The 22,026-nt window shown below is 62.9% G+C and carries 19 protein-coding genes, 1 tRNA gene and 2 pseudogenes; 12 read left to right on the forward strand and 10 right to left on the reverse strand.

Annotated elements, in window-relative coordinates:
- Nucleotides 1–2 precede the first annotated feature (2 nt).
- The gene (locus LB558_RS12295; protein ID WP_224698032.1) at nt 3–1,115 is read right to left on the reverse strand and encodes an efflux RND transporter periplasmic adaptor subunit; all 1,113 of its coding nucleotides are present in this window, start codon (nt 1,113–1,115) and stop codon (nt 3–5) included.
- Nucleotides 1,116–1,200: 85 nt separating this feature from the next.
- On the opposite strand from LB558_RS12295, the gene LB558_RS12300 reads away from it, so the two are divergent.
- Together LB558_RS12300 and LB558_RS12305 are read left to right on the forward strand one after the other, a co-directional pair.
- On the forward strand, nt 1,201–1,779 hold the full coding sequence (locus LB558_RS12300; RefSeq protein WP_224697805.1) for a TetR/AcrR family transcriptional regulator: 579 nt from the start codon (nt 1,201–1,203) through the stop codon (nt 1,777–1,779).
- A 46-nt stretch (nt 1,780–1,825) separates the two neighbouring features.
- A pseudogene (locus LB558_RS12305) lies at nt 1,826–2,035 on the forward strand (beta-ketoacyl synthase N-terminal-like domain-containing protein); the annotation flags it as partial.
- A gap of 156 nt (nt 2,036–2,191) precedes the next feature.
- On the opposite strand, the gene LB558_RS12310 reads toward LB558_RS12305, so the two are convergent.
- A complete protein-coding gene (locus tag LB558_RS12310; RefSeq protein WP_224697806.1) occupies nt 2,192–3,109 on the reverse strand; it encodes a LysR substrate-binding domain-containing protein in 918 nt (305 codons plus the stop codon).
- Nucleotides 3,110–3,232: 123 nt separating this feature from the next.
- Here LB558_RS12310 and LB558_RS12315 point away from each other — a divergent pair, with 123 nt between their 5' ends.
- From LB558_RS12315 to LB558_RS12360, 9 genes and pseudogenes are all read left to right on the forward strand, one after another.
- Entirely contained in the window at nt 3,233–4,273 is a 1,041-nt protein-coding gene (locus LB558_RS12315) for an aromatic ring-hydroxylating dioxygenase subunit alpha (protein ID WP_224697807.1), read from the forward strand.
- On the forward strand, nt 4,270–5,394 hold the full coding sequence (locus LB558_RS12320; RefSeq protein WP_224697808.1) for a 2Fe-2S iron-sulfur cluster-binding protein: 1,125 nt from the start codon (nt 4,270–4,272) through the stop codon (nt 5,392–5,394). Before LB558_RS12315 ends, LB558_RS12320 begins: the two co-directional genes overlap by 4 nt.
- Nucleotides 5,395–5,441: 47 nt before the next feature.
- A complete protein-coding gene (gene hisC, locus LB558_RS12325) occupies nt 5,442–6,563 on the forward strand; it encodes a histidinol-phosphate transaminase (RefSeq protein ID WP_224697809.1) in 1,122 nt (373 codons plus the stop codon).
- A complete protein-coding gene (locus LB558_RS12330; RefSeq protein ID WP_224697810.1) occupies nt 6,560–8,086 on the forward strand; it encodes an FAD-binding oxidoreductase in 1,527 nt (508 codons plus the stop codon). Before hisC ends, LB558_RS12330 begins: the two co-directional genes overlap by 4 nt.
- Before the next feature lie 22 nt (nt 8,087–8,108).
- Entirely contained in the window at nt 8,109–10,124 is a 2,016-nt protein-coding gene (locus tag LB558_RS33050) for a DUF2817 domain-containing protein (RefSeq protein WP_318011637.1), read from the forward strand.
- A gap of 75 nt (nt 10,125–10,199) precedes the next feature.
- Nucleotides 10,200–10,997 carry a transporter substrate-binding domain-containing protein gene (locus LB558_RS12345; RefSeq protein ID WP_224697811.1) on the forward strand — a complete coding sequence of 266 codons (798 nt, stop codon included), beginning with the start codon at nt 10,200–10,202 and terminating at the stop codon, nt 10,995–10,997.
- Nucleotides 10,998–11,074: 77 nt separating this feature from the next.
- Entirely contained in the window at nt 11,075–11,788 is a 714-nt protein-coding gene (locus LB558_RS12350; RefSeq protein ID WP_224697812.1) for an ABC transporter permease, read from the forward strand.
- Entirely contained in the window at nt 11,785–12,519 is a 735-nt protein-coding gene (locus LB558_RS12355) for an ABC transporter permease (protein ID WP_224697813.1), read from the forward strand. The genes LB558_RS12350 and LB558_RS12355 overlap by 4 nt, the downstream gene beginning before the upstream one ends.
- Before the next feature lie 106 nt (nt 12,520–12,625).
- Nucleotides 12,626–12,748, forward strand: a pseudogene (locus LB558_RS12360) (integrase); the annotation flags it as partial.
- A 145-nt stretch (nt 12,749–12,893) separates the two neighbouring features.
- Here the strand turns inward: LB558_RS12360 and LB558_RS12365 are convergent.
- Nucleotides 12,894–12,978, reverse strand: a tRNA-Leu gene (locus LB558_RS12365).
- Nucleotides 12,979–13,213: 235 nt separating this feature from the next.
- On the opposite strand from LB558_RS12365, the gene lipB reads away from it, so the two are divergent.
- On the forward strand, nt 13,214–13,957 hold the full coding sequence (gene lipB, locus LB558_RS12370; RefSeq protein WP_224697814.1) for a lipoyl(octanoyl) transferase LipB: 744 nt from the start codon (nt 13,214–13,216) through the stop codon (nt 13,955–13,957).
- A gap of 70 nt (nt 13,958–14,027) precedes the next feature.
- On the opposite strand, the gene LB558_RS12375 is transcribed toward lipB, so the two are convergent.
- From LB558_RS12375 to LB558_RS12405, 7 genes are all read right to left on the reverse strand, one after another.
- Nucleotides 14,028–15,278: a site-2 protease family protein gene (locus LB558_RS12375; RefSeq protein ID WP_224697815.1), complete on the reverse strand. Its 1,251-nt coding sequence runs from the start codon at nt 15,276–15,278 to the stop codon at nt 14,028–14,030.
- A 399-nt stretch (nt 15,279–15,677) separates the two neighbouring features.
- Nucleotides 15,678–16,361 carry an ABC transporter ATP-binding protein gene (locus tag LB558_RS12380; RefSeq protein WP_174800360.1) on the reverse strand — a complete coding sequence of 228 codons (684 nt, stop codon included), beginning with the start codon at nt 16,359–16,361 and terminating at the stop codon, nt 15,678–15,680.
- Nucleotides 16,358–17,644 (reverse strand): lipoprotein-releasing ABC transporter permease subunit, encoded by a 1,287-nt coding sequence (locus LB558_RS12385; RefSeq protein ID WP_013531108.1) that lies wholly within the window; start codon nt 17,642–17,644, stop codon nt 16,358–16,360. Before LB558_RS12385 ends, LB558_RS12380 begins: the two co-directional genes overlap by 4 nt.
- Nucleotides 17,641–18,969, reverse strand: a complete 1,329-nt coding sequence (gene proS / locus LB558_RS12390) for a proline--tRNA ligase (protein ID WP_224697816.1) — start codon at nt 18,967–18,969, stop codon at nt 17,641–17,643. Before proS ends, LB558_RS12385 begins: the two co-directional genes overlap by 4 nt.
- Nucleotides 18,970–19,621: 652 nt before the next feature.
- Complete coding sequence (locus LB558_RS12395) at nt 19,622–19,906, reverse strand: DUF1467 family protein (protein ID WP_023812375.1); 285 nt, start codon at nt 19,904–19,906, stop codon at nt 19,622–19,624.
- The gene (mce, locus tag LB558_RS12400; protein WP_224697817.1) at nt 19,903–20,307 is read right to left on the reverse strand and encodes a methylmalonyl-CoA epimerase; all 405 of its coding nucleotides are present in this window, start codon (nt 20,305–20,307) and stop codon (nt 19,903–19,905) included. The genes LB558_RS12395 and mce overlap by 4 nt, the downstream gene beginning before the upstream one ends.
- Before the next feature lie 43 nt (nt 20,308–20,350).
- Nucleotides 20,351–22,021, reverse strand: coding sequence for a ribonuclease J (locus LB558_RS12405; RefSeq protein WP_224697818.1), 1,671 nt, complete (start codon nt 22,019–22,021; stop codon nt 20,351–20,353).
- Nucleotides 22,022–22,026 lie beyond the last annotated feature (5 nt).

The raw sequence follows: 22,026 nt of genomic DNA on the forward strand, positions 1-22,026 counted from the left end.
TGTCAGTTGCTCCCGTTTTCGGAGGCAGTCCTGACGCGAGCACCTTCCTGCAGGAGATGAGCGCCGAGCGAAACAATCGAATCGCCCGAGCTCAGCCCGGAGATCACGGCGGCTTCGCTGGTTACACGAACAAGCTTGACGATCCGAAAGTGTACGGTCGAGGTTGCACCATCCAGGCTCCAAACGCCGGTCTTCTGGCCATCATCCAGCACGGCTCCGAGCGGCACCTGGACTTCGGTTTGACTTGCCTGGCTTGGAAGCCGGATGGTTACCGTCGCGCCAAGCGGTGCTACTGCCGCCTCACCATCGAGCACATAACGGGCCTCATAGGTACGAGTCTGGGGATCGGCGGCATCCGACAACTGCCGGAGATGCGCCGTAAAATGCCGCCCATCACCCCCATACAAGCCCGCCTGGGCTACCGAGCCGATCGCCGGCCGGATCGTTTCGGGAAGCGCGACCACCGCTTCGCGGGGGCCGGCGTTCGCGATCCGGACCACGGTCTGTCCCGCGCTGACAACCTGTCCCGGCTCGCCAAGCGTTTCGACGACCGTTCCATCGGCGTTCGCGTCCAGGACGGAATAGGCCGCCTCATTTTCCGCGACCTTCGCATCCGCTTCGGCGGCGGCAAGCTGTGCCGTCGCGGTATCGAGTGCTGCCTTCGCCTGTTCGTAACGCTGCGGGGTTGCCGCCAACTCCTTCTTGACCAGAACTGCATAGCGCTTTTCGTCCGCACTGGTCTGAACCAGGACAGCGCGTGCCGCGGCGACAGCGTTGCGCTTGGCGGTGAGCGCAAGGGCCAGATCGGTATCATCGATCCGCAGCAGCGGTTGGCCCGCCTTGACCTGTTCGCCGACATTTACAAGGCGCTCGATGATCTTGCCGGGCACGCGAAAGCCGAGATTGCTCTGCACCCGCGCTGCAATTGTGCCCGTAAAGCCGCGTTCGGATCCCGCCACCGCCACCGCCGTCACCAGTCTGACGATCGGTGGTTCTAGCCTCGGGTCAGCCACGGCGGCGGCTGCCTGCGTGCGAAGGGAAAGTGTGACGAATGCGGCCATCCCTAAGCCCGCGACCAGGATGCTCCCCAGCCCAATCATGAGTCTCTTTTTCATGCCCATTGCCTCCTGTTGATATAGATTGCATTCGCACTCTATATCTGCTATTGATTACGAACGCAATCTAAAAAGGAGACCGACCATGCGCGTTAGTCGCAGTCAGGCTGAGCAGAACCGGCAAACCGTGATCGATGTGGCAAGCCGCCTATTTCGAGAGCACGGCTTTGACGGCATCGGGTTGAAGGAGCTGATGAAGGGTGCTGGGCTGACCCAAGGCGCCTTTTACAAGCAGTTCGACTCCAAGGAGGATCTAGCAGCGCAGGCATCGAGGCGAGCGATGGAACACGCGACCCGCAGATGGTCGGCTGCCGTCGCGGCGAAACCCGAAGATCCGCTTGGCGCGGTGATCGACTTCTATCTCAGTAATGGACATCGCGAAGAGAGGATGGACGGCTGCCCGGTCGTGGCGCTCGGTTCGGATGCCGCCAGACAGGGCAACGAGGTGAAAGCGTCATTCGAAGCGGGGATCGGGGAATACCTCGGGATGCTAGGCCCCTGGATTGGCGAGCCGGACGGCGATGCGCCGAGCGGCAAGGCCATGGCCATTCTCTCGACCATGGTCGGTGCGGTGGTCCTCTCGCGGGCGGTCAACCACCCCGACCTCGCGCAGGCTTTCCTGGATGCCGCGACCGCTCAGGTTCGCGAAGCAGTCGCAGCTTGAAAGCCGCACGCTGCGCTGGCGACGCAGTCAAGTGATGGGAGAATAGATGCGGCGGATCGTTGTTACGGGCATGGGAGCGGTCACGCCGCTTGCCGCACATGTGGAAGCCTCCTGATCGCGTCTGCTGGCCGGTCGCTCGGGCATCCGCAGGCTGCCGGGCCATGTCGTGGGAGACCTGCCGGCGAAGATCGACGGCACGGTCCCTCCCCTGGAACAGGATCCCGAAGCCGGCTTCGATCCCAATCCCCTCCTGGCGGCCAACCGGCTGTCTTTCACCGACCTAAGGACAACGGTCGTTTTCTATCGGTCAGCCGACTAGAATGTCTGGGTCTCTAAGACGCTGATGCGCGCGACTGGACTGCCGAACCATTCGTGCCCGGACCCCGATATCCGTCTCCAGATCAGTGTTCGACTATCCTGCTAAGGTTGCGCCCAGTCGCTTAGAAATCGAAACAATCCAGGCTCGCAACTCAGGACCAAAAGGCTTCTCAAGAATGGCCCGATCCCAAGCCAGAAAATAAGGTTCCGGCAGCCTGATCCGCTTGTCGAACGGGGCGACGAGCCTGCCCGACGCGATATCGTCGGCAGCCATTGACAGTTGCGCCAGCACAAAGCCCCTTCCGTTGGCCGCCGCATCGATCGCCGCGCTCGACAGGGAAAAGGCCACTTCGCCGGATGTTCTGCGGTACACCGCGCCGATGCTTGCGGCCCATTCCGCCCATGTCGGCGGCGAGCGGTGGTCGCGAGCCCATTCGATGCTGAGAAGCGGCAGATCGAGAATATCGGCGGGCTTGCCGACCGGATGTTTCGCCAGCAGCGTCGGCGAACAGGCCGGCACCACCCAATCGGTGAACAGTTCGGTGTAGTGCTCGAAATCGCGATATTTGGTGCCGTAGGAGATACGGAAGTCAACCTGTTCGGCGCCCAGCCTTGGCTCCGTCTCGGCACCCACCAGCCGCACGGTCGCGCCGGGGTGGTCGATCTGCCAATCCAAGACCTGCGGGCCAATCCATTTGCTGGCCAACGACGGCAGGCAGGAGATGGTCAAAGTGTCCGCAGACCGGGCCTGTTCGATGAGATCCTGGGCTTCGCGAATGTGTTCGAAGCCGACGGAAACCGCTGCATGGTAAACGCGGCCCAGCGCGGTAAGGGCGACACTCCTGCCGCGCCGTTCCAAAAGCCGCGCCTCCAGGGCGTCTTCGGCCTTGCGGATCTGCTGGCTGACCGCGCCGACGGAGACGCCGAGTTCATTGGCCGCCGCCGTCACGCTGCCGCGCCTCCCGAAAGCCTCGAAGGCCTGTATCGCACGCAGTGGGGGCGTCTTCTTCACCTGGGCAACGATCCTAGGGTCGGTTTGCTTTAGCATTTCTAAAATAGAACGCAGATGCAAGCACTATGTCGTCTCTCGCCCGAGAGCTATTCGTTTAGGCGTTCACAAGCTCGGGAGGACGCCATGTTTCTTCGAAACTGCTGGTACGTTGCCGCATGGGACCATGAGGTCGCCGACAGGCTGGTGCCGACCCGGATTCTTGGCGAGAATATTGTCCTTTACCGCCGGACCGATGGCGTGGTGGCGGCGCTCGAGGATGCCTGTCCGCACCGCAAGTTGCCGCTATCCATGGGCCGCATCAAAGGCGACACTGTCGAATGCGGCTATCACGGGCTGACCTTCGACAGCACGGGGACCTGCACACGGGTGCCGGGCGCGGAAAAGATACCGCATGTCGCCTGCGTTCGTTCCTATCCGATCGCCGAACGTTACGGACTGCTCTGGATATGGATGGGTGAAGCAGCAAAGGCCGACCCCGCGCTGATTTTCGCGGTCGACCACTGGGGCGATCCGGCATGGGGCGTCAACCGCGGCGAGTCGATGGCGCTCGATTGCAACTACCTCTACATGACCGACAACCTGCTCGACCCCTCGCATGTGTCGTGGGTCCACCAGTCCTCCTTCGGCGGCGTTCAGGCAATGGAGGATGCGCCGCTCGAAACCACCGTGGGCGCGGACGGTGTGACCGTGTGGCGCTGGGTGGTCGATGCCGCGCCGGCGCCCTTCTATGCGCCTTTCCTCAAATTCTCAGGCAATTGCGATCGCAAGCAGCACTACGAGGTGCGCTACCCCTCCAACGCCATCATCAAGGCGATCTTCGTGCCGGCCCGCACCGGCGGTGAGGGCAAGCCCCTGCACGACGACGTGTTCCTCATGGACAGCTACAATTTCATGACGCCGGTCGATGAGAACCAGACGAAATATTACTGGTTCCAGATGCGCAATTTCGCCCCCGAGGACCTGGAGGTTTCGCGTCAGTTCGCCACCTCCGTGCGCGGCGCCTTTGACGAGGACCGAGCCGTGCTCAACGCCGTGCACAAAGGCATGGCCAACAAGCGCACGCCCAATCTCGATCTCAAGATCGATGTCGGACCGCTGCGCTTTCGCCGCAACCTGGCCAAGCTGATCGCCAGCGAGAGCCAGCAATTGGCGGCTGCCGAATGAACGCATTCACCGCTCGCGACACCATCGCAAGGAGCGGGTTTCGCGACCTGAAAGTGGTCGCGAAGGTGCGCGAAAGTGCCATCATCACGTCGTTCTATCTCGAGCCGGTCAATCCACAGGACTGGCGTGGCTGCCAGCCGGGCCAGTTCCTGGTGTTCCGGATTCCGGTAGCGCGGGAGGCAGCCGGCGAAAGGGGATATGTGCTGCGCAACTACAGCATCTCCTGTTCCCCCGACAGCACCCGCTATCGGATCAGCGTGAAGCGTGAAGCAGCACCCGCGCCGGGGCTGCCCGACGGGGTCGGCTCGTCCTTCCTGCATGACCGGATCGATATCGGCGACGTTCTTCAGGCGGAAGGGCCGCGCGGCGATTTTGTGCTCGACAAGTGCAGCAACCGTCCAGTCGTGCTGCTCAGCGGCGGCGTCGGGCTGACGCCGATGGTGTCGATGCTGCATGCGCTGGCTGCGATGCCGGACCGCCGTGCCTTCTTCATCCACGCTTGCGAGAACGGGGATGTGCATGCCTTGCGCGACGAGGTGACCGGCCTGGTCATGACCCGGCACGGCCTGACCGCCCATTACTGCTACCGGTTCCCGTCCGAGCGCGACAAAGCCGAGCAGCGCTTCCACAGCGAAGGCATGATTTCGCGCGAGGTGCTGCAGCCCCTGCTGCCGATCGATGATTATGATTTCTACCTCTGTGGCCCGCCGCCGTTCATGCAGGCGATCTATGCCCTGCTTCGCGAGCTTGGCGTGCCGAAGCATCGCATTGCCTACGAATTCTTCGGCCCTGCGACGGTGCTTGAACCCGATGCCGTACGAGTTCCCGCGGTTCCGGCGCCGGCAAGGATCGTGCCGGCCGGGGAGGCTACAACCGTGGAATTCCGGAAGTCGGGCCTGACGGCCGTCTGGGATGGCTCGGCCGCATCGTTGCTCGACTTCGCCGAGAACCACGGTCTGTTGCCGGAGTTTAGCTGCCGGGCCGGCATCTGCGGCACATGCAAGTCGCGGCTGATCCTGGGCGACGTCACCTATTTCGAAGAACCGCTGGATGAGCTTGGAGCAGGCGAAGTGCTGCTGTGCTGCTCCAAGCCGCGCGGATCAGTCGTTCTGGATATTTGAAAAGATTGGCATGCCGCGCGTTGGCGCGGGGAAACGGAAGTCGGGATTTGGAACAGTCGGTCAAACCAGCGTCGAGCCTGCCGCTCAACCCGCATATCGCCGCCTTGCCGCCCTACAATGCCGGCATGAACATCGCGATGGCGCGGGCGTTGAGTGGCCGCCACGACATCGCGCGGCTGGCCAGCAACGAGAACCCGGATGGGTGTTCTCCCGCCGTCATGGCCGCATTGGCCTCCTCATCCTTCGAGCCATGGCGCTATGCCGATCCGGCCTGCACGGCGCTGCGGGCAGCACTTGGCGAAAAACTGGCGGTCGATCCCGGCCTGATCGTTACCGGCAATGGTTCCGAGGAGATGATCGCCGCCATCTCCCGCGCCGTTCTGGTCCCGGGGGACTCGGTCGTCACCACCATGCCGAGCTTCGGCCTGCATGAGATAGAACCGCTGGCGGCCGGTGCCGATGTCGTCAAGATTGCGATGACACCCGAAATGGGGTTCGATCTCGCCGCGCTCGAGACGGCGATCGCCGCTCGGCCACGCATCGTCTTCATATCCTCGCCATGGAACCCGGTCGGGCCGGGTCTCGACCATCCCAGCCTGCAACGGCTGATCGCCGCCGTGCGGCCCGGCACGCTTCTTGTCCTGGACGAGGCCTATTTCGAATTCGCCGATCCCGGCGCGCCCAATGGCATCGAAGTCCTGCGCGACAGCGGCATCGACCATGTGGTGCTGCGGACATTCTCGAAGGCCTATGGTCTGGCGGGACTGCGTGTTGGCTATTCCGTCTGTTCCGGCCTCGAACTGGCAAGGGTGATCGCGGCCGCCAAGACGCCGTTCAACGTCAATGCGGCAGCGCAGACCGCCGCCATCGCGGCACTGGCCGACGAAAGCTGGATGAAGGCGTCGGCGGGCCGCGTCAGAGCCGAGCGTGTGCGCACCACCGCCGCACTTGCCGGCCTTGGTTTCCGGGTTGCCCAATCGCAAACAAACTTTCTGTTCTTCGACTGCAAGGGCGACAGTTCTAGCCTTGCCGCCGGTCTCCTGAAGCAGGGGATCATCGTCAAGGCGTGGCGCGAAGCCGGCTACGAGCACTATCTGCGCGCCACCATCGGCTTGCCGGCTGACAACGATCGGCTGGTCACAGCGCTTCAGGGATTGGCGGGGCGATGAGCGGCCTCGCGTCTCCCCGGCAAACGAACTGGATCGAGCAAGCGGTGCCGTTGCCGGTTGTCGACGCGATCTGCGATATCGTTGGCGCCCTGAATGTCCGCACCGGTGATGATGCCGGGGCGATCGAGCTTGGCTCGAACGGTACGGATCGCAGCGCCGGCATTGTCGTTGCGCCTTCATCGACCGACGAGGTCGCGGCGGTGGTGCGCATCTGCCGCCAGAACGAGATTCCCATCGTGCCGCAAGGCGGGAAGACGGGCCTGGTCGGCGGCAGCGTTTCGCGGCCGGGCGAGATCGTTCTTTCCCTGGTACGCATGAATTGCATCGAGCGGCTCGATCCGCTCGAACGCGTGGCCGTGGTCGGTGCCGGCGTCACCCTCGAAGCTTTGCAGGCTGCCGCACTTGAGCATCGACTGGAGCCAGGCATTGATCTTGCAGCACGCGGCTCCGCGACGATCGGCGGCATGGTGTCCACCAATGCTGGTGGCGTGATGGCCTTTCGCAACGGCGTCATGTGCCACCGCGTGCTTGGCCTGGAGGCTGTGCTGGCCGACGGATCGGTCTATTCCGATCTGACCCGGGTGGTTAAGAATTCCGCCGGCTACGATCTGAAGCATCTCTTCATCGGCGCCGAGGGCACGCTCGGCATCGTCACCCGTGTTGTCGTCAAGCTCGACCCATCGCCGCGAACCAGCGTCACCGCGCTTTTCGGGCTTCCATCGGTCGAGGCCGCTCTGCGGACCATTCGCCTGGCGCTTGAATCAGATGCCGGGCATCTGCGCGCGGCGGAGGCGATGTGGACCTCGTATTTCAGCCTGGCCGCCGCCGCGCATGAATGGTCCGAACCCGGCGTGCCGCTCCACCAGCCGCTGTTCCTTCTGCTGTCGCTTGGCGGCGCACGCGAAGACGCGCTGCGCGAGGATTTCGAGCGGATCTATTCGGAAGTGATGGAGCGCTATCCCGAAGCCACCGGCATCATCGCCGGCTCGCGGCGGCAAGAGAACGACCTTTGGCGGTTGCGCGAGGACACCAGTGTGCTCTATCGCGCCCATCCCAATGCGCCTTCCTTCGACGTTTCGGTGCCTCTGTCGGAAATTCCGGCCTATCTCGACAGAATCCTGCCCGGACTCGCCGCGATCGAACCGGGCCTTGCGCCTTATGTCTTCGGGCACCTGGCCGATGGGAACCTGCATATCATCCTCAACCGTCAGGGTCCGCTGGCGGCTGACAAGGCGGAGGCTGTCGAGGGCGTCTTGTATCAACAACTGCGGGAGATTGGCGGTTCCTTTTCCGCCGAGCACGGTGTTGGGTCCAAGCGCATCCATTCGCTGTTGGCGACGGCTGACCCGACGAAGCTCGCCGTGATGGAGCGGGTGAAACTTGCGCTGGACGATCAGTCGATCATGAACCCCGACAAGGTGCTTCCCTCTGACGTCTGGTTCGTCCGGTCCCCAAGGCCGCTCCTTTCCGGCAATGAGCGTCGATTGCCACCCCAGAACGCGAGCGATCACAACGATGAATAGCCCTACGGTGGAACGACAGGGAATGAACGGATTGACCGCAACCGCCGGCGGTCCAGCGGGATCGACCATGCACCATGATGGGCCAGCATCAGCCTACGCCTGTGATTTCACCATCTTGCGCCAGGGATTTCGCGACGCCGCTGAGCGGGCGGGCGCGGACCTGTCTGAGTATGTTCATCCGCTGAACGGCCCGGATGGCGAGACGCTGGCTACGGATGTGGCGCTGCTTGGCCGCCGCGATGCGCGCAAGCTGATCTTGCTCATCTCCGGCACGCATGGTGTCGAGGGTCCGTTCGGCTCGACCTGCCAGACCGCCTGGCTCAGCCAGAAGAACCTGCGGCGCCTGCCAAGCGACACAGCGATCCTTGCCATTCACCTTATCAATCCCTGGGGCACGGCATGGTCGCGGCGCGTCAACGAGGACAATGTCGACCTCAACCGCAACTTCATCGACTGGTCTTCGAATATTCCGGTCAACAATGGCTATGCGGGCCTACACGATGCCGTGGCCTATCGAGAATGGGAAGGCCCGGACCGCATAGCGGCCGACGAGAAGCTCGCGGCTGCGCGCAAGAAGCTTGGGCATGCCGGGCTGGCAGCGATCGTCGAGGCCGGCCAGTATGAGTTCGCCGACGGCATGTTCTACGGCGGTGCCGGCCCGGTCTGGTCGAACCGCACCTTGAACGAAATCCTGAGGACTTTTGCCGGCGCGGCACGCCAGGTCATCGCCTTCGACCTGCATACAGGAGCAGGGCCTTACGGTTATCCGGCTCTGCTTTCGGTCGCGAGTTCCGAGCATGCCGGCCTTGCCTGGGGCAAATCCATCTTCGGGCCGGCGCTGGCAACAGTGCTGACCGGCCCGGGCGCCAGGACCGGCACCGGCATCGCGGCGACAGCGACCGGCTACGTCTCCGACGCCGTCCGCAAGGCAATGCCGAGCGCGCGCGTACTGCCGCTTGTCGTCGAATGCGGAACGCTGGACGGGCCTGCCGTCATGGAGGCGGTGCAGGCAGACAACTGGCTGCACCTTTTTGGTAAGATCGAATCGCCGCTGGGCAAGCGGATCCGGGACACGCTGCGCGCTGCCTTCCTTCCGGATGACCCGGACTGGCAACGCACCTGCCTGTCCAGCAGCCTACGCTATTTCGACCGTGCGCTGGCGGATCTAGTGACTGTCGAGGTAACCCAGGACGCGGCCATCGGCAGCGAACAGACGCGGCCGACCGTTCCCGCCGTGGTGGCGGATCCGGCACCCGCTGAAGAGGCGAAGATCGCCACGCCGGCCGTGCAGATTGACGAGCTTCACAAGAGCTTCGGCTCGCTTCTGGTGTTGAAGGGCGTCAACCTCACCGCCCATGCAGGCGAAGTCATTTCCATGATCGGCTCGTCGGGCTCGGGCAAGAGCACGTTCCTGCGCTGCATCAATCTTCTGGAACAGCCGGACGGCGGCAAGGTCGCCATCGACGGTGAGGTCATCAAGATGAAGCCGCTGTCGAACGGTCGTGTTGGGCCGGCCGATATGGCGCAGGTCGAACGCATCCGTGCCCGCGTCGGCATGGTTTTCCAGAACTTCAATCTGTGGCCGCACATGACGGTGGTGGAAAACATCGTCGAGGCGCCCCGGCATGTGTTGAAGGAGCCTCGCGACAAGGCCGTCGAACATGCGCACGCCTTGTTGAAGAAGGTCGGGCTCGCCGACAAGCACGCCCATTATCCCGGCCAGTTGTCCGGCGGACAGCAGCAGCGAGCGGCGATCGCCCGCACGCTGGCGATGCGGCCCAAGGTCATCCTCTTCGATGAACCGACTTCGGCGCTTGATCCCGAGTTGGTCGGCGAGGTGCTGCGGGTGATCCGTCAACTGGCGGAGGAAGGCAACACCATGATCCTCGTGACGCACGAGATGCAGTTCGCGCGCGAGGTCTCCCACAAGGTTCTGTTTCTCCACCAGGGAAAGGTGGAGGAAGAGGGTGCGCCCGCGGAGCTGTTCGGCAGCCCGCGCTCGGAGCGTCTGCGCCAATTCCTGGCACGGACACTGTGAGGCAGGCCCGCATCCTCGAAGCGTCCGGTTCGCGCCGGACAACGGCAATGAAGATCAACAACAAGGGGAACTAACATGAAATTGAAAGTCTTGACGCTGCTCGCATGTCTTGCGGGAAGCATGGGAAGCGCATCGGCGGCCGAAGGCGAGTTGTCCATCGGAACGGAAGGCGCCTACCCGCCATGGAGCATGTCCGACGCAAATGGCAACGTCACCGGTTTCGACGCCGATGTCGGCGCGTTGCTCTGCACCAAACTAGCAGTGACGTGCCATTTCGTCGTGCAGGCGTTCGATGGGTTGATCCCGGCGCTGAAGGCCAAGCGCTTCGACGTCATCATCTCGGGCATGTCGATCACCGCTGATCGCAAGAAGGAGATCAATTTCAGCGTCGGCTATGCCGAACTGGCCAACATGTTCGTCGCGGCTAAAGGTTCTGATCTGGCCGCCATCACCGATGTCGACACGCTGCTGAAATCGCTCGATGGCAAGAAGGTCGGCGTGCAGGCCGGCACGACGCATGCGCATTTCCTCGAGAAGCGTGCGCCGAAGGCCGACCTGAAAACCTACGACACGCTCGACCAGATGCAGATCGACCTGGCGAGCGGCCGCATCGACACGGCTTTCGCCGATCAATCCGCCTTGCAGGATTTTCTGGACAAGCCCGATGGCAAGAACTTCCAGCTGGTCGGCGTTGAGATCAAGAGCACGTACGACCCGACGCTTGGCGAAGGCATCGGCGTCGGCATCGCTCAGGACAACACCGAACTCAAGGCCAAGATCGACAAGGCGCTGTGCGAACTGATCGCCGACGGCTCGGTCGGCAAGGCCAGCCAGAAATGGTTCAAGACGGACATTTCCCGGCCCTGCAAATAACGCCTTGGAATCCTCGCATGCGCCCGGACCGCCGGGCGTATGCGCTTCATTGGCACGACAACACTAGGGCAACTCAGATGGAATTCGGTCTCTGGCAGGTTTGGGAAGCGGGTTGGGTGACCGCCATCCTGCGTGGCGCGTCGATAACGATCCTGGTGGGTCTCGTCAGCATGACGGCCGGGCTGGTGATCGGCATTGTCTGCGGCCTGATCAAATGGGCGCGGATATTTCCGCTTTCGTTGCTGGTCGATGCCTATACCTCGCTGGTGCGCGGCGTCCCCGAACTGCTCATCATCTACCTCCTGTTTTTCAGCTCGGTTGAATTCGTAACCAAGGTCGTGACCGCATTCGGCTATGCCGGCGTCGCGGAGAGCGGCTATGCATTCGTCATCGCGGTCATCGCCATCGGCGCGATTTCCGGCGCCTATTCGACCGAGGTCGTGCGCGGAGCCTTGGGGGCGATCCCCGATGGGCATATCGAGGCCGCTCGCGCGCTCGGCCTATCGGGCGGCCGGATCTTTCGCCGCATCATCGCGCCGCAGATGCTGCGCATCGCGGTTCCCGGTATCAACAATGTCTGGCAGACCACCATCAAGGACACTGCCTTGGTTTCTGTGGTCGGCCTTCAGGAGTTGATGCGCATTTCCTTCATCGGCGCGAACTCCACCCGCCATCCGTTCATCTTCTACCTGATTGCGGCGGTGGTTTATCTCGCCATCACGCTTGTAAGCCAGGCCGGCTTCGATGGGATCGAACGCCTGCTCAGGCTACGGACGAGAAAAGCAGCATGATAGACCTCATCCAGCTTGCAGTTCCCGTTCTGCTCAAGGGCCTATGGCTCACAGCCGCGCTGACTTTCGTTTCGGTGCTGATCGGCTTCAATCTCGGTCTCGGACTGGCACTCATGCGGCTGTCGCCGAACTGGCTCCTATCGGGCTTCGCCAAATATTACAGCAACGTCTTTCGCGGGACTCCACTGCTGGTGCAGATCTTCCTGTTTTACTACGGGCTCGGCCAGCTTTCGCTGATCAAGGATAATGCGGCTTTGTGGTGGGTGATCAGCGACGGCGCGCGCTGCGCCGTCTTGGCACTCGCGCTGAACACGGCTGCCTACACGTCCGAGATCCTGCGCGGCGGATTGATGTCGGTTCCGGTTGGCCTCGTCGAAGCGGCCCAGGCATGCGGCATGTCGCGCATGCTGCGGTTCCGGCGCATCGAGTTTCCGCTCGCCATCCGCCAGGCGCTGCCGGCCTATGGCAATGAGCTCATCCTTGTCGTCAAGGGGACCAGCCTTGCCTCGACGATCACGGTGCTCGAGATCACCGGCTACGCCAAGCGGCTGATGAGCCAGACCTTCGCGATCTTCGAGATTTTCGCCATTGCCGGCGTGCTCTACCTCGTGATCAATCTGCTGCTGATCGGGATCATCCGCGCCATAGAGCGCTTTCTCATGCGTCACGAGACCTCCTCCGGCCGATATTTGGCTGCGCCGCAACCAAATCGATCAACCGTGGGTTCGTGACGCCCCTGTTAAGCAAGATAGAGCGATCCGAAAACAAACGGTCCGCTCAAAGCACAAACTCGAACTGGACTTCGCTGTCGGGGAGGTCCGCTTCGTTGGCAACAATGGGCGGCCGCTGACCAAAGAATCATTCGGAAATATGTTCCGGGTTGCCTGCAACGAGGCCCATGTGAAGAAATCAGCGCATGGCGTTCGGAAGATTGGTGCCGTCAGGGCGGCCGAAGCGGGGTAACAATGCGCGAACTCGAAGCGTCGGAAACGGCTAGCGATGCAGGCTTCGGAAAAGATCGAAAACGCGCAGCGCCCGCACCAGACAAACGAAGTGCGGGGAAAACCTGAGAAATCGCAATGATTTCGATAGCCAAAAAATCAAATGGTGCGGTCGAGAAGACTCGAACTTCCACGGGTTGCCCCACAGCGACCTCAACGCTGCGCGTCTACCAATTCCGCCACGACCGCACGTGGTAGAGCCGGAACCGACCGGCTCGCGGCGTGTAGCAAATCGTTTCCGGCGAAACAAGTGCACGGCAAGCAATAATGTCAGGCGATTGGCATAATGCTCCACAGGGCCCGAATGCAGCGCCGGAACTGGACGTTTGCGCCTGATATCGCCATATGGAAGACAAGTTGATGTCACCCAAAGGTGCGAGGCGGTTTTGGGACGCGACATGCATAAGCGAAAAGACGATACGCCATGCCCGAACGCAGCCAGATCGCCACGTCGTTCCTGCCGCTTCCCGGTTCAGCACCGGTCGAATGGCTGATCGAGCCCGGCCTTACCGCCTATCCCGAAGCGCTCGCCTTCATGGAGGCGCGCGCCGAGGCGATCCGCAGCGGGGCTGCCGGCGAAATGGTCTGGCTGGTCGAACACCCGCCGCTCTACACGGCCGGCACCAGCGCCCACGGCGAGGATCTGATCGACGCCAGCCGCTTCCCGGTGTTTGCGGCCGGCCGCGGCGGCGAATACACCTATCATGGGCCGGGCCAGCGGGTCGCTTACGTCATGCTTGACCTGAAGCGGCGGCGCGAGGACGTCCGCGCCTTCGTCGCGGCGCTCGAACAGTGGATCATCGGCACGCTCGCCGCCTTCAATGTGCAGGGCGAGCGCCGCGAGGACCGGGTCGGCGTCTGGGTCGTGCGGCCGGATCGCCCTGCCCTGCCGGATGGCTCGCCGGCCGAGGACAAGATCGCGGCAATAGGCATTCGGCTGCGGCGCTGGGTGAGCTTCCACGGCATCGCCATCAATGTCGAGCCCGACCTCGACCATTTCAGCGGCATCGTGCCCTGCGGCGTGCAGGACCACGGCGTCACCAGCCTCGTCGACCTCGGCCTTCCCCTGACCATGGCCGACCTTGATTTGGCGCTGAAATCCGCCTTCGAGGATGTGTTCGGTCCAGCCACGGTCTTGCCTGTCGAAGCCGAGCGCAAGGCCGGCTGATTCTTCCTGACCGGTTCCGGCTCAACGTGTTGAGAGTCAGGTCAGGCCGCCATCACCTGAATATCACCCCTTAGATGAGCTGGGCGGAGGCCCACAACACGCCATAGCCATGGATGGCGAACACCGCCAGCAGCGCCGCCGCCATGGCGAACCGATCGATGGTGCGGATCGGCTTCAGCTCGTAACGCGGCTTGACCCCGCTGCTCATCGTCAGCAGGCTGAGGATCGAAAACACCGCTCCCGTCGCGAGCAGGAAGTTGGAGGAAAAGCCGGCCTGCCAACCCACGGCCAGGAAAGCCGAAAGCAGGAAGAAGGAAGCCAGCGCCAGCGCGACCGGTCCCGGACAGATCTGGCGCAGCACCTGGCCGCCGTCGAATTTCCACACCGGCACCAGATTGGCGATGTTGAACAGCGCGGCGAAGCCGGCCAGCGTCGCCAGCAGGCCAGCTGCCAGCCTATGTCCTTCCGCGCCGGCAAAGGTGCTGGCAGCGATCACAACCGGCACCAGGAATGCGGAGAAGCCGGCGCCCATCAAAGCCACGAAGGCCACTTCGAAACGGCTGTCATAGGGCCGTCCGCCAATGGCGATGCCACCAAGCAGCGGGATGAAGATCATTCGCGCCCGGTTGTGGCCCATCAGGCGGAATGCCGCCATGTGGCCGAGTTCGTGCAAGGCGACGACCGATGTGAGGATCGCGGCCAGCGCCAGGCCGCCGAGGTGAAGGCCGAAGAACGGCCACAGGATCAGCGCCGAAAGCCCGGCAAAGCCGACCTGGCTGAGCGGATGCTCGAACCAGCCGCCCTTGCGATACTTTCCGGTCCGCGCCCAGCGCTGCAGCTTGGAGAGTTCGCGGCGCAGGGCGAAATAGCGGAACACCAGGAAGGCGACGCCGCGATAGCGATCGGTCTGGCTGAGGGTCACCCGCGTGCCGTTGCCTTCGGAAACGAGTTCAGCGGTCTCACGAAAATCCTTCCAGAACGAAGCGTCGAGCGCCGTGTCCTCGATGACACGCATCGAGAAGCGGCTGCCTTCGACGACGTCTTCAAACCGCGACCTGCGTTCGATGGGCTTGCCGTCGCGTCCTTCCCACGACAGCGTGATGCGAACCACGCCCTCGCCGTCCGGCGCCTCGGCGGAAAGGATCTCACCGGACCAGCCAGCATCGCTGCCGAGCGGCCACAGCGCCTGCCAGAGGCGCCGGCGGTCCATCGCCACCAGACGGGTCAGCCGCACCGTGCGCAAACCAAGCGGCACGGTCATCAACAGAAAGATCAGCCCGAGATTGCTGGCCACCAGAATGGCGGTGACTATGGGCGACACCTGGACGTTGCTCCCTGTCTTGCCGGGGTACCCTAACGTCGCGACGGCAAGAAAAGCTTAACGGCGGAGCGGTCTTCGACCGCATCGGACCCACGGCGGCGAACGCCGCCAAATCACATGGCTCCGATCCAGATCGCCATGGAAACGAGAAAGGTGCTCATGCAAACCAGTGAGATGACATCCTGAACCAGATCGGTCATAGCTCTCTCCTGTTGTTGATATGTTCGCATTTTGTTCTGATTTTGTTTCAAAGTCAACGGGCACGATCCGCCCGCGACCGGATTTTTGCTGCGATCAAATCGGCAGGGTTAAGGAAAGGTTGATGGCGAACGATAGTTGCCCAGCGCCGACCAGGGCACGTCGAGACTCAGGTCAGGCCCGCTTCGAGCAGCGCCGGCCCTAAAGCGGCACCACTTTGCCGTCGGCCAGCGTGACACGCCGATCCATGCGCGATGCCAGTTCGTGATTGTGTGTGGCGATCAGCGCCGCGAGGCCCGATTGCTTGACCAGCGCCGCCAGCGCCTCAAACACATAGGACGCGGTGACCGGGTCGAGATTGCCGGTCGGCTCGTCGGCCAGCAGCACCAGCGGCGCATTGGCGACCGCACGCGCAATGGCGACGCGCTGCTGCTCGCCGCCGGAGAGCTCGGACGGCCGGTGCGACGCGCGTTTGCCGATCTGCATGTAATCGAGCAGCTGCGCCGCGCGCTCGGCCGCGTCCTTGCGGCTCAGCCCCTTGATGAGCTGCGGCATCATGATGTTTTCCAGCGCCGAGAATTCCGGCAGCAGATGATGGAACTGGTAGACGAAGCCGACATCGTTGCGGCGGATCGCCGTGCGCTCGTCGTCGGAAAGCCGCCCGCAGGCACGGCCGGCCAGGATGACGTCGCCGGCGTCGGGACGCTCCAGCAGGCCGGCAGTGTGCAGCAGCGTCGACTTGCCGGTGCCCGACGGCGCCACCAGCGCCACCATCTCGCCGCGCTTCAGCGAGAAGTCCGCACCATTGAGAATGGTGAGCTTGCGCGGCCCCTGGACGTAGTGCCGCTCGACGCTCTTCAGCTCGATAATGACCTCGGCCACTATTCGTACCTCAAGGCTTCGACCGGATCGAGACGCGCGGCCCGCCATGCCGGGAACACCGTTGCCAGGAAGGACAGGCCGAGCGCCATCAGGACGACATAGGTCGTCTCACGCGGATCCATCTTCGCCGGCAACTGGCTGAGGAAATAGAGCTCTGGATTGAATAGCACCTTGCCGGTCATCCATGAGAAGAACTGGCGGATGGATTCGATGTTGGTGCAGATCAGCACGCCGAGCAGCACACCGGCAAGCGTGCCGGTCACGCCGATCGCCGCACCCGTCATCAGGAAGATGCGCAGGATGGCGCCGCGTGACGCCCCCATGGTACGCAGGATGGCGATGTCGTGCCCCTTGTCCTTCACCAGCATGATCAGGCCGGAGATGATGTTCAGCGCCGCCACCAGCACGATCAGCGTCAGGATCATGAACATGACGTTGCGTTCGACCTGCAGGGCGGAGAAGAAGGTCTCGTTGCGCTGTCGCCAGTCGACCATGTCGATCGGCCGCTGCGCCGCCGCCTCCACCTTCGGTTTCAGCGCATCGACATCGTCGGGATTGTCGACATAGATCTCGATCGTCTGCGCCCGCCCGTCCATGTTGAAATAAAGCTGCGCTTCCGAGAACGGCATGTAGACGATGGACGTGTCATATTCGGACATGCCGACTTCGAAGATCGCCGCGATCTTGTAGCCCTTCATGCGCGGTGTGGTGCCGATCGGCGTCACGTCGCCGTCGGGCGAGATCAAGGTGATGGTATCGCCAAGCGTCAGGCCGAGATTCTCGGCCATGCGCTTGCCGATGGCAACGCCCTCGCCAGAGTCGAAATCGGCGATCGAACCCTGCTTGATGTTGCTGGCAACGATGGCGATCTTGCTCAGATCCTCGCCGCGTATGCCGCGCACCAGCGCTCCGGTTCCGCCGCCGACATTGCCTTGCGCAAGCACCTGGCCATCGATCAGCGGGATGGCGTATTTGACGCCTGCTACACCGTTGATGCGGCTGGCGACCTGCGCATAGTCCTCCAGCGGCGAATCGAGCGGCTGCACGATCAGGTGGCCGTTGACGCCGAGGATGCGCGTCAAAAGCTCCGCCCTGAAACCGTTCATCACCGCCATGACCACGATCAGCGTGGCGACGCCCAGCATGATGCCGAGGAACGAGATCGAGGCGATCACCGAGATCACCGTCTCCTTGCGCCGCGAACGCAGATAGCGCCAGGCGACCATGCGCTCGAAGATGGAAAAGGGTCCGGCGCCGACCGATCTTGCCGCCACCGCCTCGCTCATGCGGCGACACCGAAGCGCTTTTTCGCGTCGGCGATCGGCAGCGTCTCGCGCTCGCCGGTCTTACGATTCTTGATCTCGATCTCGCCGGCGGCGACACCACGCGGCCCGACGATCACTTGCCAGGGAAGGCCGATCAGGTCGGCGGTGGCGAACTTGCCGCCCGGCCGCTGATCGGTGTCGTCGTAGAGCACGTCCTTGCCGGCGGCGACGAAAGCGGCATGCAGTTCGTCACAGACGCGGTCGCACTCGGCGTCGCCCGCCTTCATGTTGATCAGCCCGATTTCGAACGGCGCCACCGCCTCCGGCCAGATGATGCCGTTGTCGTCATGGCTGGCTTCGATGATCGCCGCGACCAGCCGCGACGGACCGATGCCGTAGGAGCCGCCGGAGACGAAATGATCCTTGCCGTCGGGTCCGGTCACCTTGGCACCCATGGGCTTCGAATATTTGTCGCCGAAATGGAAGATGTGGCCGACCTCGATGCCGCGCGCCGAAACCTTGTCGCTCTCACCGATCTTTTCCCACGCCGCCTCGTCATGCATCTCGTCGGTGGCCGCGTAGGGCGTCGTCCATGTCTTGACGATGTCGGCGATCTCGACGTCGTTGGCAAAATCGGTGTTGGCGCCCGGCACATCGAGCGAAAGATAGTCGCGGTGGCAGTAGACCTGGCTCTCGCCGGTGTCGGCCAGGATGATGAATTCGTGGCTGAGATCGCCGCCGATCGGCCCGGTGTCGGCCCGCATCGGTATCGCCTGCAGCCCCATGCGCGTAAAAGTCCGGAGATAGGATACGAACATCCTGTTGTAGGCCGCCTTGGCGCCCTCGAAGTCGAGGTCGAAGGAATAGGCGTCCTTCATCAGGAACTCGCGCGAACGCATGACGCCGAAGCGCGGCCGCACTTCGTCGCGGAACTTCCACTGGATGTGGTAGAGATTGAGCGGCAGGTCCTTGTAGGACTTCACATAGGCGCGGACGATCTCGGTGACCACTTCCTCATTGGTCGGGCCGTAGAGCATGTCGCGGTCCTGCCGGTCCTTGATGCGCAGCATCTCCTTGCCGTAGTCGTCATAGCGGCCGCTTTCGCGCCACAGATCGGCCGACTGGATGGTCGGCATCAGGATTTCCAGCGCACCGGCGCGATTCTGCTCCTCGCGGATGATGCGGCAGACCTTGTCCAGAACCCGCTTGCCGAGTGGCAGCCACGAGAAACTGCCCTGCCCCTGCTGGCGGATCATGCCGGCGCGCAGCATCAGCCGGTGCGAGACGATCTCGGCCTCGCGCGGATTTTCTTTGAGGATAGGCAGGAAATAGCGCGACAAACGCATGGACTGGTCCGTGAGTGAGGAGGGCCGCGTCAGAATCGGCGCGACTTTGGCTTGCTTGACCCGGCTTCATAGCCATTTCAAGGCGGAATGGGAACCCGGACGCTTCGGCCCGAAAAGCGGAATCGATTTTCAAAAAGCATGGGGTAGCCGGGATCAGAAGCGTCGCACCGTTCTTCGCCCGTCCGGAAGACCCACGGCGCTGCAAGGCCTCCCGGTCACTGCGTGCGTCTTGATGATCGTTCGCCAAGCAACGCCTGCCACACTATTGTGCAGTGCAGCACGAGAATGCCCGTTTCAAGGCAAAATTCTTCGTGACATTTTCATTCGCCTTAGGCTAATGTACCTCGATAACCGAGAGGGTAGAAAAAAATCTGCTCTCCTACGCGGTCAAAGTCTTGGGAGGATGCGATCTAGGCGCGGTTACTCGCTGCCGCCGGAAACCGGAAACAGATCGGACGCGTTTAAATTGCAAGGCCTCGTGCCTTGCATTTTTTTTGTGCAATCATCTGCTTAGCGCAACGCGTTGCCAAACCACCTTACCTGGCCGCAAAACGGCACGGCATTCCTGTCTGGAGCCAAGCTGTTCCGACGGATGAAAACGTCTTGGCCGGACAATCTTCTTGGGCCGGCCAATCTTCTTGGGCCGGAGCGTCTATTTGGCTGGGGTTTGGCTGAATTCCGGCACGATGTGCGGGATGTCGTTGAGGCTGTATCCGAGCCCATGCGTCAGGCCATAGAAAATGCCCATCAGGATCGCGGTCGCGATGGTGGTGCGGATCACGGCGCGCAGCATGTGAGGCCCACGCGGCGCGCTCGGAACCGTGCCGAGCGTCACGTCACGATCGTCGTCCTGCGTCCTCACGCTGAACGGCAGCACGGCGAACAGCACCACCCACCAGGTCGCGAAAAACAGGGCGGTGAACGAAACCCAACTCATGATTGCTCCAGTTCGATCAGCGTTCCGAAGAAATCCTTCGGATGCAGGAACAGCACCGGCTTGCCGTGCGCGCCGATCTTCGGGTTGCCGTCGCCCAGCACGCGGGCGCCGGCGGCCTTGAGCTGATCGCGCGCGGCCAGGATGTCGTCGACCTCATAGCAAAGGTGATGCATGCCGCCGGAAGGGTTCTTCTCCAGGAAGGCGGCGATCGGCGACCCCTTGCCCAAAGGCTCCAGAAGTTCGACCTTGGTGTTGCCGACATTGACGAACACCACCGTCACCCCATGCTCAGGCAGCGCCTGCGGCGCCGTCACTTCCGCGCCGAGCGTGTTGCGATAGGCAGCAACGGCGGCCGTAAGGTCCGGCACGGCAAGTGCGACATGGTTCAGACGTCCGAGCATTGGCACTCCCAAGCTAAGGGAGTAGGGACCCTACTCCCTTTCGTCACCTTGTGACGAATACAGTCACCAGCGGCTTCTTGCCCCAGGCTTCGTTGGCGGCGCCGCGCACCGCGCGCCGCACTGCTTCTTGCACCAGGTCGAGGTCTTTTCGGCGCTGACGGGGGATCGAGTCCACCGCGCCGATTGCCGCATCGATCATCAGATCTTCCAGCGACTCGCCACGGCCATCGGCCTCGGCGACGCCGATGGCGACCAGGTCGGGGTCGCCGGCAAGCTCATACTTGTCGTCCAACACGACATTGACCGCGACATGGCCGGCAAAGGACAGCTTGCGCCGGTCGCGGATGCCCATCGCCTGTTCGGTGCCGATCAGTCTGCCATCCTTGTAGATACGGCCGAACGGCACCTGATCCATGATGGTGGCTGGGCCGGGAGCAAGCCGGAGCATGTCGCCGTCGCGCACCTGCGCCACCTGGCCGATGCCCGATGTCGACATCAGCGAGCCCTGCGCCACCAGATGTGCCGCCTCGCCATGCACGGGAACGCCGATCTGCGGGCGCACCCATTCATACATCTTGCGCAATTCGCTGCGCCGCGGATGGCCGGAGACATGCACCAGTGCATCGCCGTCCTCGATGATCTTCACGCCGAGGTCGATGAGACGGTTCTTGATCTCGAGGATCGCCTTCTCGTTGCCGGGAATGGTACGCGAGGAAAACACCACCGTGTCGCCTGCCGTCAGTGACACCGACTTCATCTCTTCGCGCGACAGCTTGGCCAGTGCGGCCAGCGGCTCGCCCTGGCTGCCGGTGCAGATGATCACCAGGTTTTCGCGCGGGATGAAACCAAAATCCTCCTCGGCGATGAACTCCGGCAGACCGTCCATGTAGCCGAGTTCGCCGGCCACATCGATGACCCGCTTCAGCGAACGGCCAAGCACCAGGCACTGGCGTCCGGCATCGCGCGCCGCTTTGGCGATCGAGACGATGCGTCCGACATTGGAGGAGAATGTGGTGACGGCGACACGGCCCTTGGCAGCCTGGATGACGCCCTTGAGGCCCTCGCCCACAGCCACTTCCGAAGGCGACTCGCCTTCGCGCAGCGCATTGGTCGAATCGCAGATCAGTGCCAGAACGCCCTTGTCGCCATAGGCGCGGAAACGCGCCTCGTCGGTCTTCGGCCCGATCGTCGGCTCCGGATCGATCTTCCAGTCACCGGTATGGATGACGGTGCCTGCCGGCGAGGTGATCGCCAGCGACATCGGCTCGGGAATCGAGTGCGCGACCGGAATGGCTTCGATCTCGAAGGGGCCGACGGTGAATTTTTCGCCCGCCCGGTAGATCGTGACCGGTATTTTCGGCGCGCCCTGCTCGCCTTGCCGCTTGGCTTCCAGCAGGCCGGCGCTGAACGGCGTCATCCAGACCGGCGCCTTCAGCTTCGGCCATGTGTCGAGCAGCGCGCCGTAATGGTCTTCATGCGCATGCGTGATGATGATGCCGCGCAGATTGGCGAGGTTCTCCTCGATGAAGCGCGTGTCGGGCAGCACTAGGTCGACGCCCGGCAGGCTGGCATCGGGAAAGGTCACCCCGACATCGATGACGATCCATTCGCGCGCATTGGGCGGCCCGTAGCCGTAAAGAGCGAAGTTCATGCCGATCTCGCCGACGCCGCCGAGCGGCACGAAGACGAGTTCGGCGGTTTCCGCTTTCGCCATGATTT

The organism is Mesorhizobium sp. CO1-1-8 (assembly GCF_020164875.1).
In the GTDB taxonomy this organism is placed as follows: domain Bacteria; phylum Pseudomonadota; class Alphaproteobacteria; order Rhizobiales; family Rhizobiaceae; genus Mesorhizobium.

What these genes read in the sequence shown, in the direction of transcription:
- LB558_RS12295 (WP_224698032.1), bottom strand. Translation starts at nt 1,115, where the DNA reads ATGAAAAAGAGACTCATGATTGGGCTGGGGAGCATCCTGGTCGCGGGC.
- LB558_RS12300 (WP_224697805.1), top strand. Translation starts at nt 1,201, where the DNA reads ATGCGCGTTAGTCGCAGTCAGGCTGAGCAGAACCGGCAAACCGTGATC.
- LB558_RS12315 (WP_224697807.1), top strand. Translation starts at nt 3,233, where the DNA reads ATGTTTCTTCGAAACTGCTGGTACGTTGCCGCATGGGACCATGAGGTC.
- LB558_RS12320 (WP_224697808.1), top strand. Translation starts at nt 4,270, where the DNA reads ATGAACGCATTCACCGCTCGCGACACCATCGCAAGGAGCGGGTTTCGC.
- LB558_RS12330 (WP_224697810.1), top strand. Translation starts at nt 6,560, where the DNA reads ATGAGCGGCCTCGCGTCTCCCCGGCAAACGAACTGGATCGAGCAAGCG.
- LB558_RS33050 (WP_318011637.1), top strand. Translation starts at nt 8,109, where the DNA reads ATGAACGGATTGACCGCAACCGCCGGCGGTCCAGCGGGATCGACCATG.
- LB558_RS12345 (WP_224697811.1), top strand. Translation starts at nt 10,200, where the DNA reads ATGAAATTGAAAGTCTTGACGCTGCTCGCATGTCTTGCGGGAAGCATG.
- LB558_RS12350 (WP_224697812.1), top strand. Translation starts at nt 11,075, where the DNA reads ATGGAATTCGGTCTCTGGCAGGTTTGGGAAGCGGGTTGGGTGACCGCC.
- LB558_RS12355 (WP_224697813.1), top strand. Translation starts at nt 11,785, where the DNA reads ATGATAGACCTCATCCAGCTTGCAGTTCCCGTTCTGCTCAAGGGCCTA.
- lipB (WP_224697814.1), top strand. Translation starts at nt 13,214, where the DNA reads ATGCCCGAACGCAGCCAGATCGCCACGTCGTTCCTGCCGCTTCCCGGT.
- LB558_RS12385 (WP_013531108.1), bottom strand. Translation starts at nt 17,644, where the DNA reads ATGAGCGAGGCGGTGGCGGCAAGATCGGTCGGCGCCGGACCCTTTTCC.
- proS (WP_224697816.1), bottom strand. Translation starts at nt 18,969, where the DNA reads ATGCGTTTGTCGCGCTATTTCCTGCCTATCCTCAAAGAAAATCCGCGC.
- LB558_RS12395 (WP_023812375.1), bottom strand. Translation starts at nt 19,906, where the DNA reads ATGAGTTGGGTTTCGTTCACCGCCCTGTTTTTCGCGACCTGGTGGGTG.
- mce (WP_224697817.1), bottom strand. Translation starts at nt 20,307, where the DNA reads ATGCTCGGACGTCTGAACCATGTCGCACTTGCCGTGCCGGACCTTACG.
- LB558_RS12405 (WP_224697818.1), bottom strand. Translation starts at nt 22,021, where the DNA reads ATGGCGAAAGCGGAAACCGCCGAACTCGTCTTCGTGCCGCTCGGCGGC.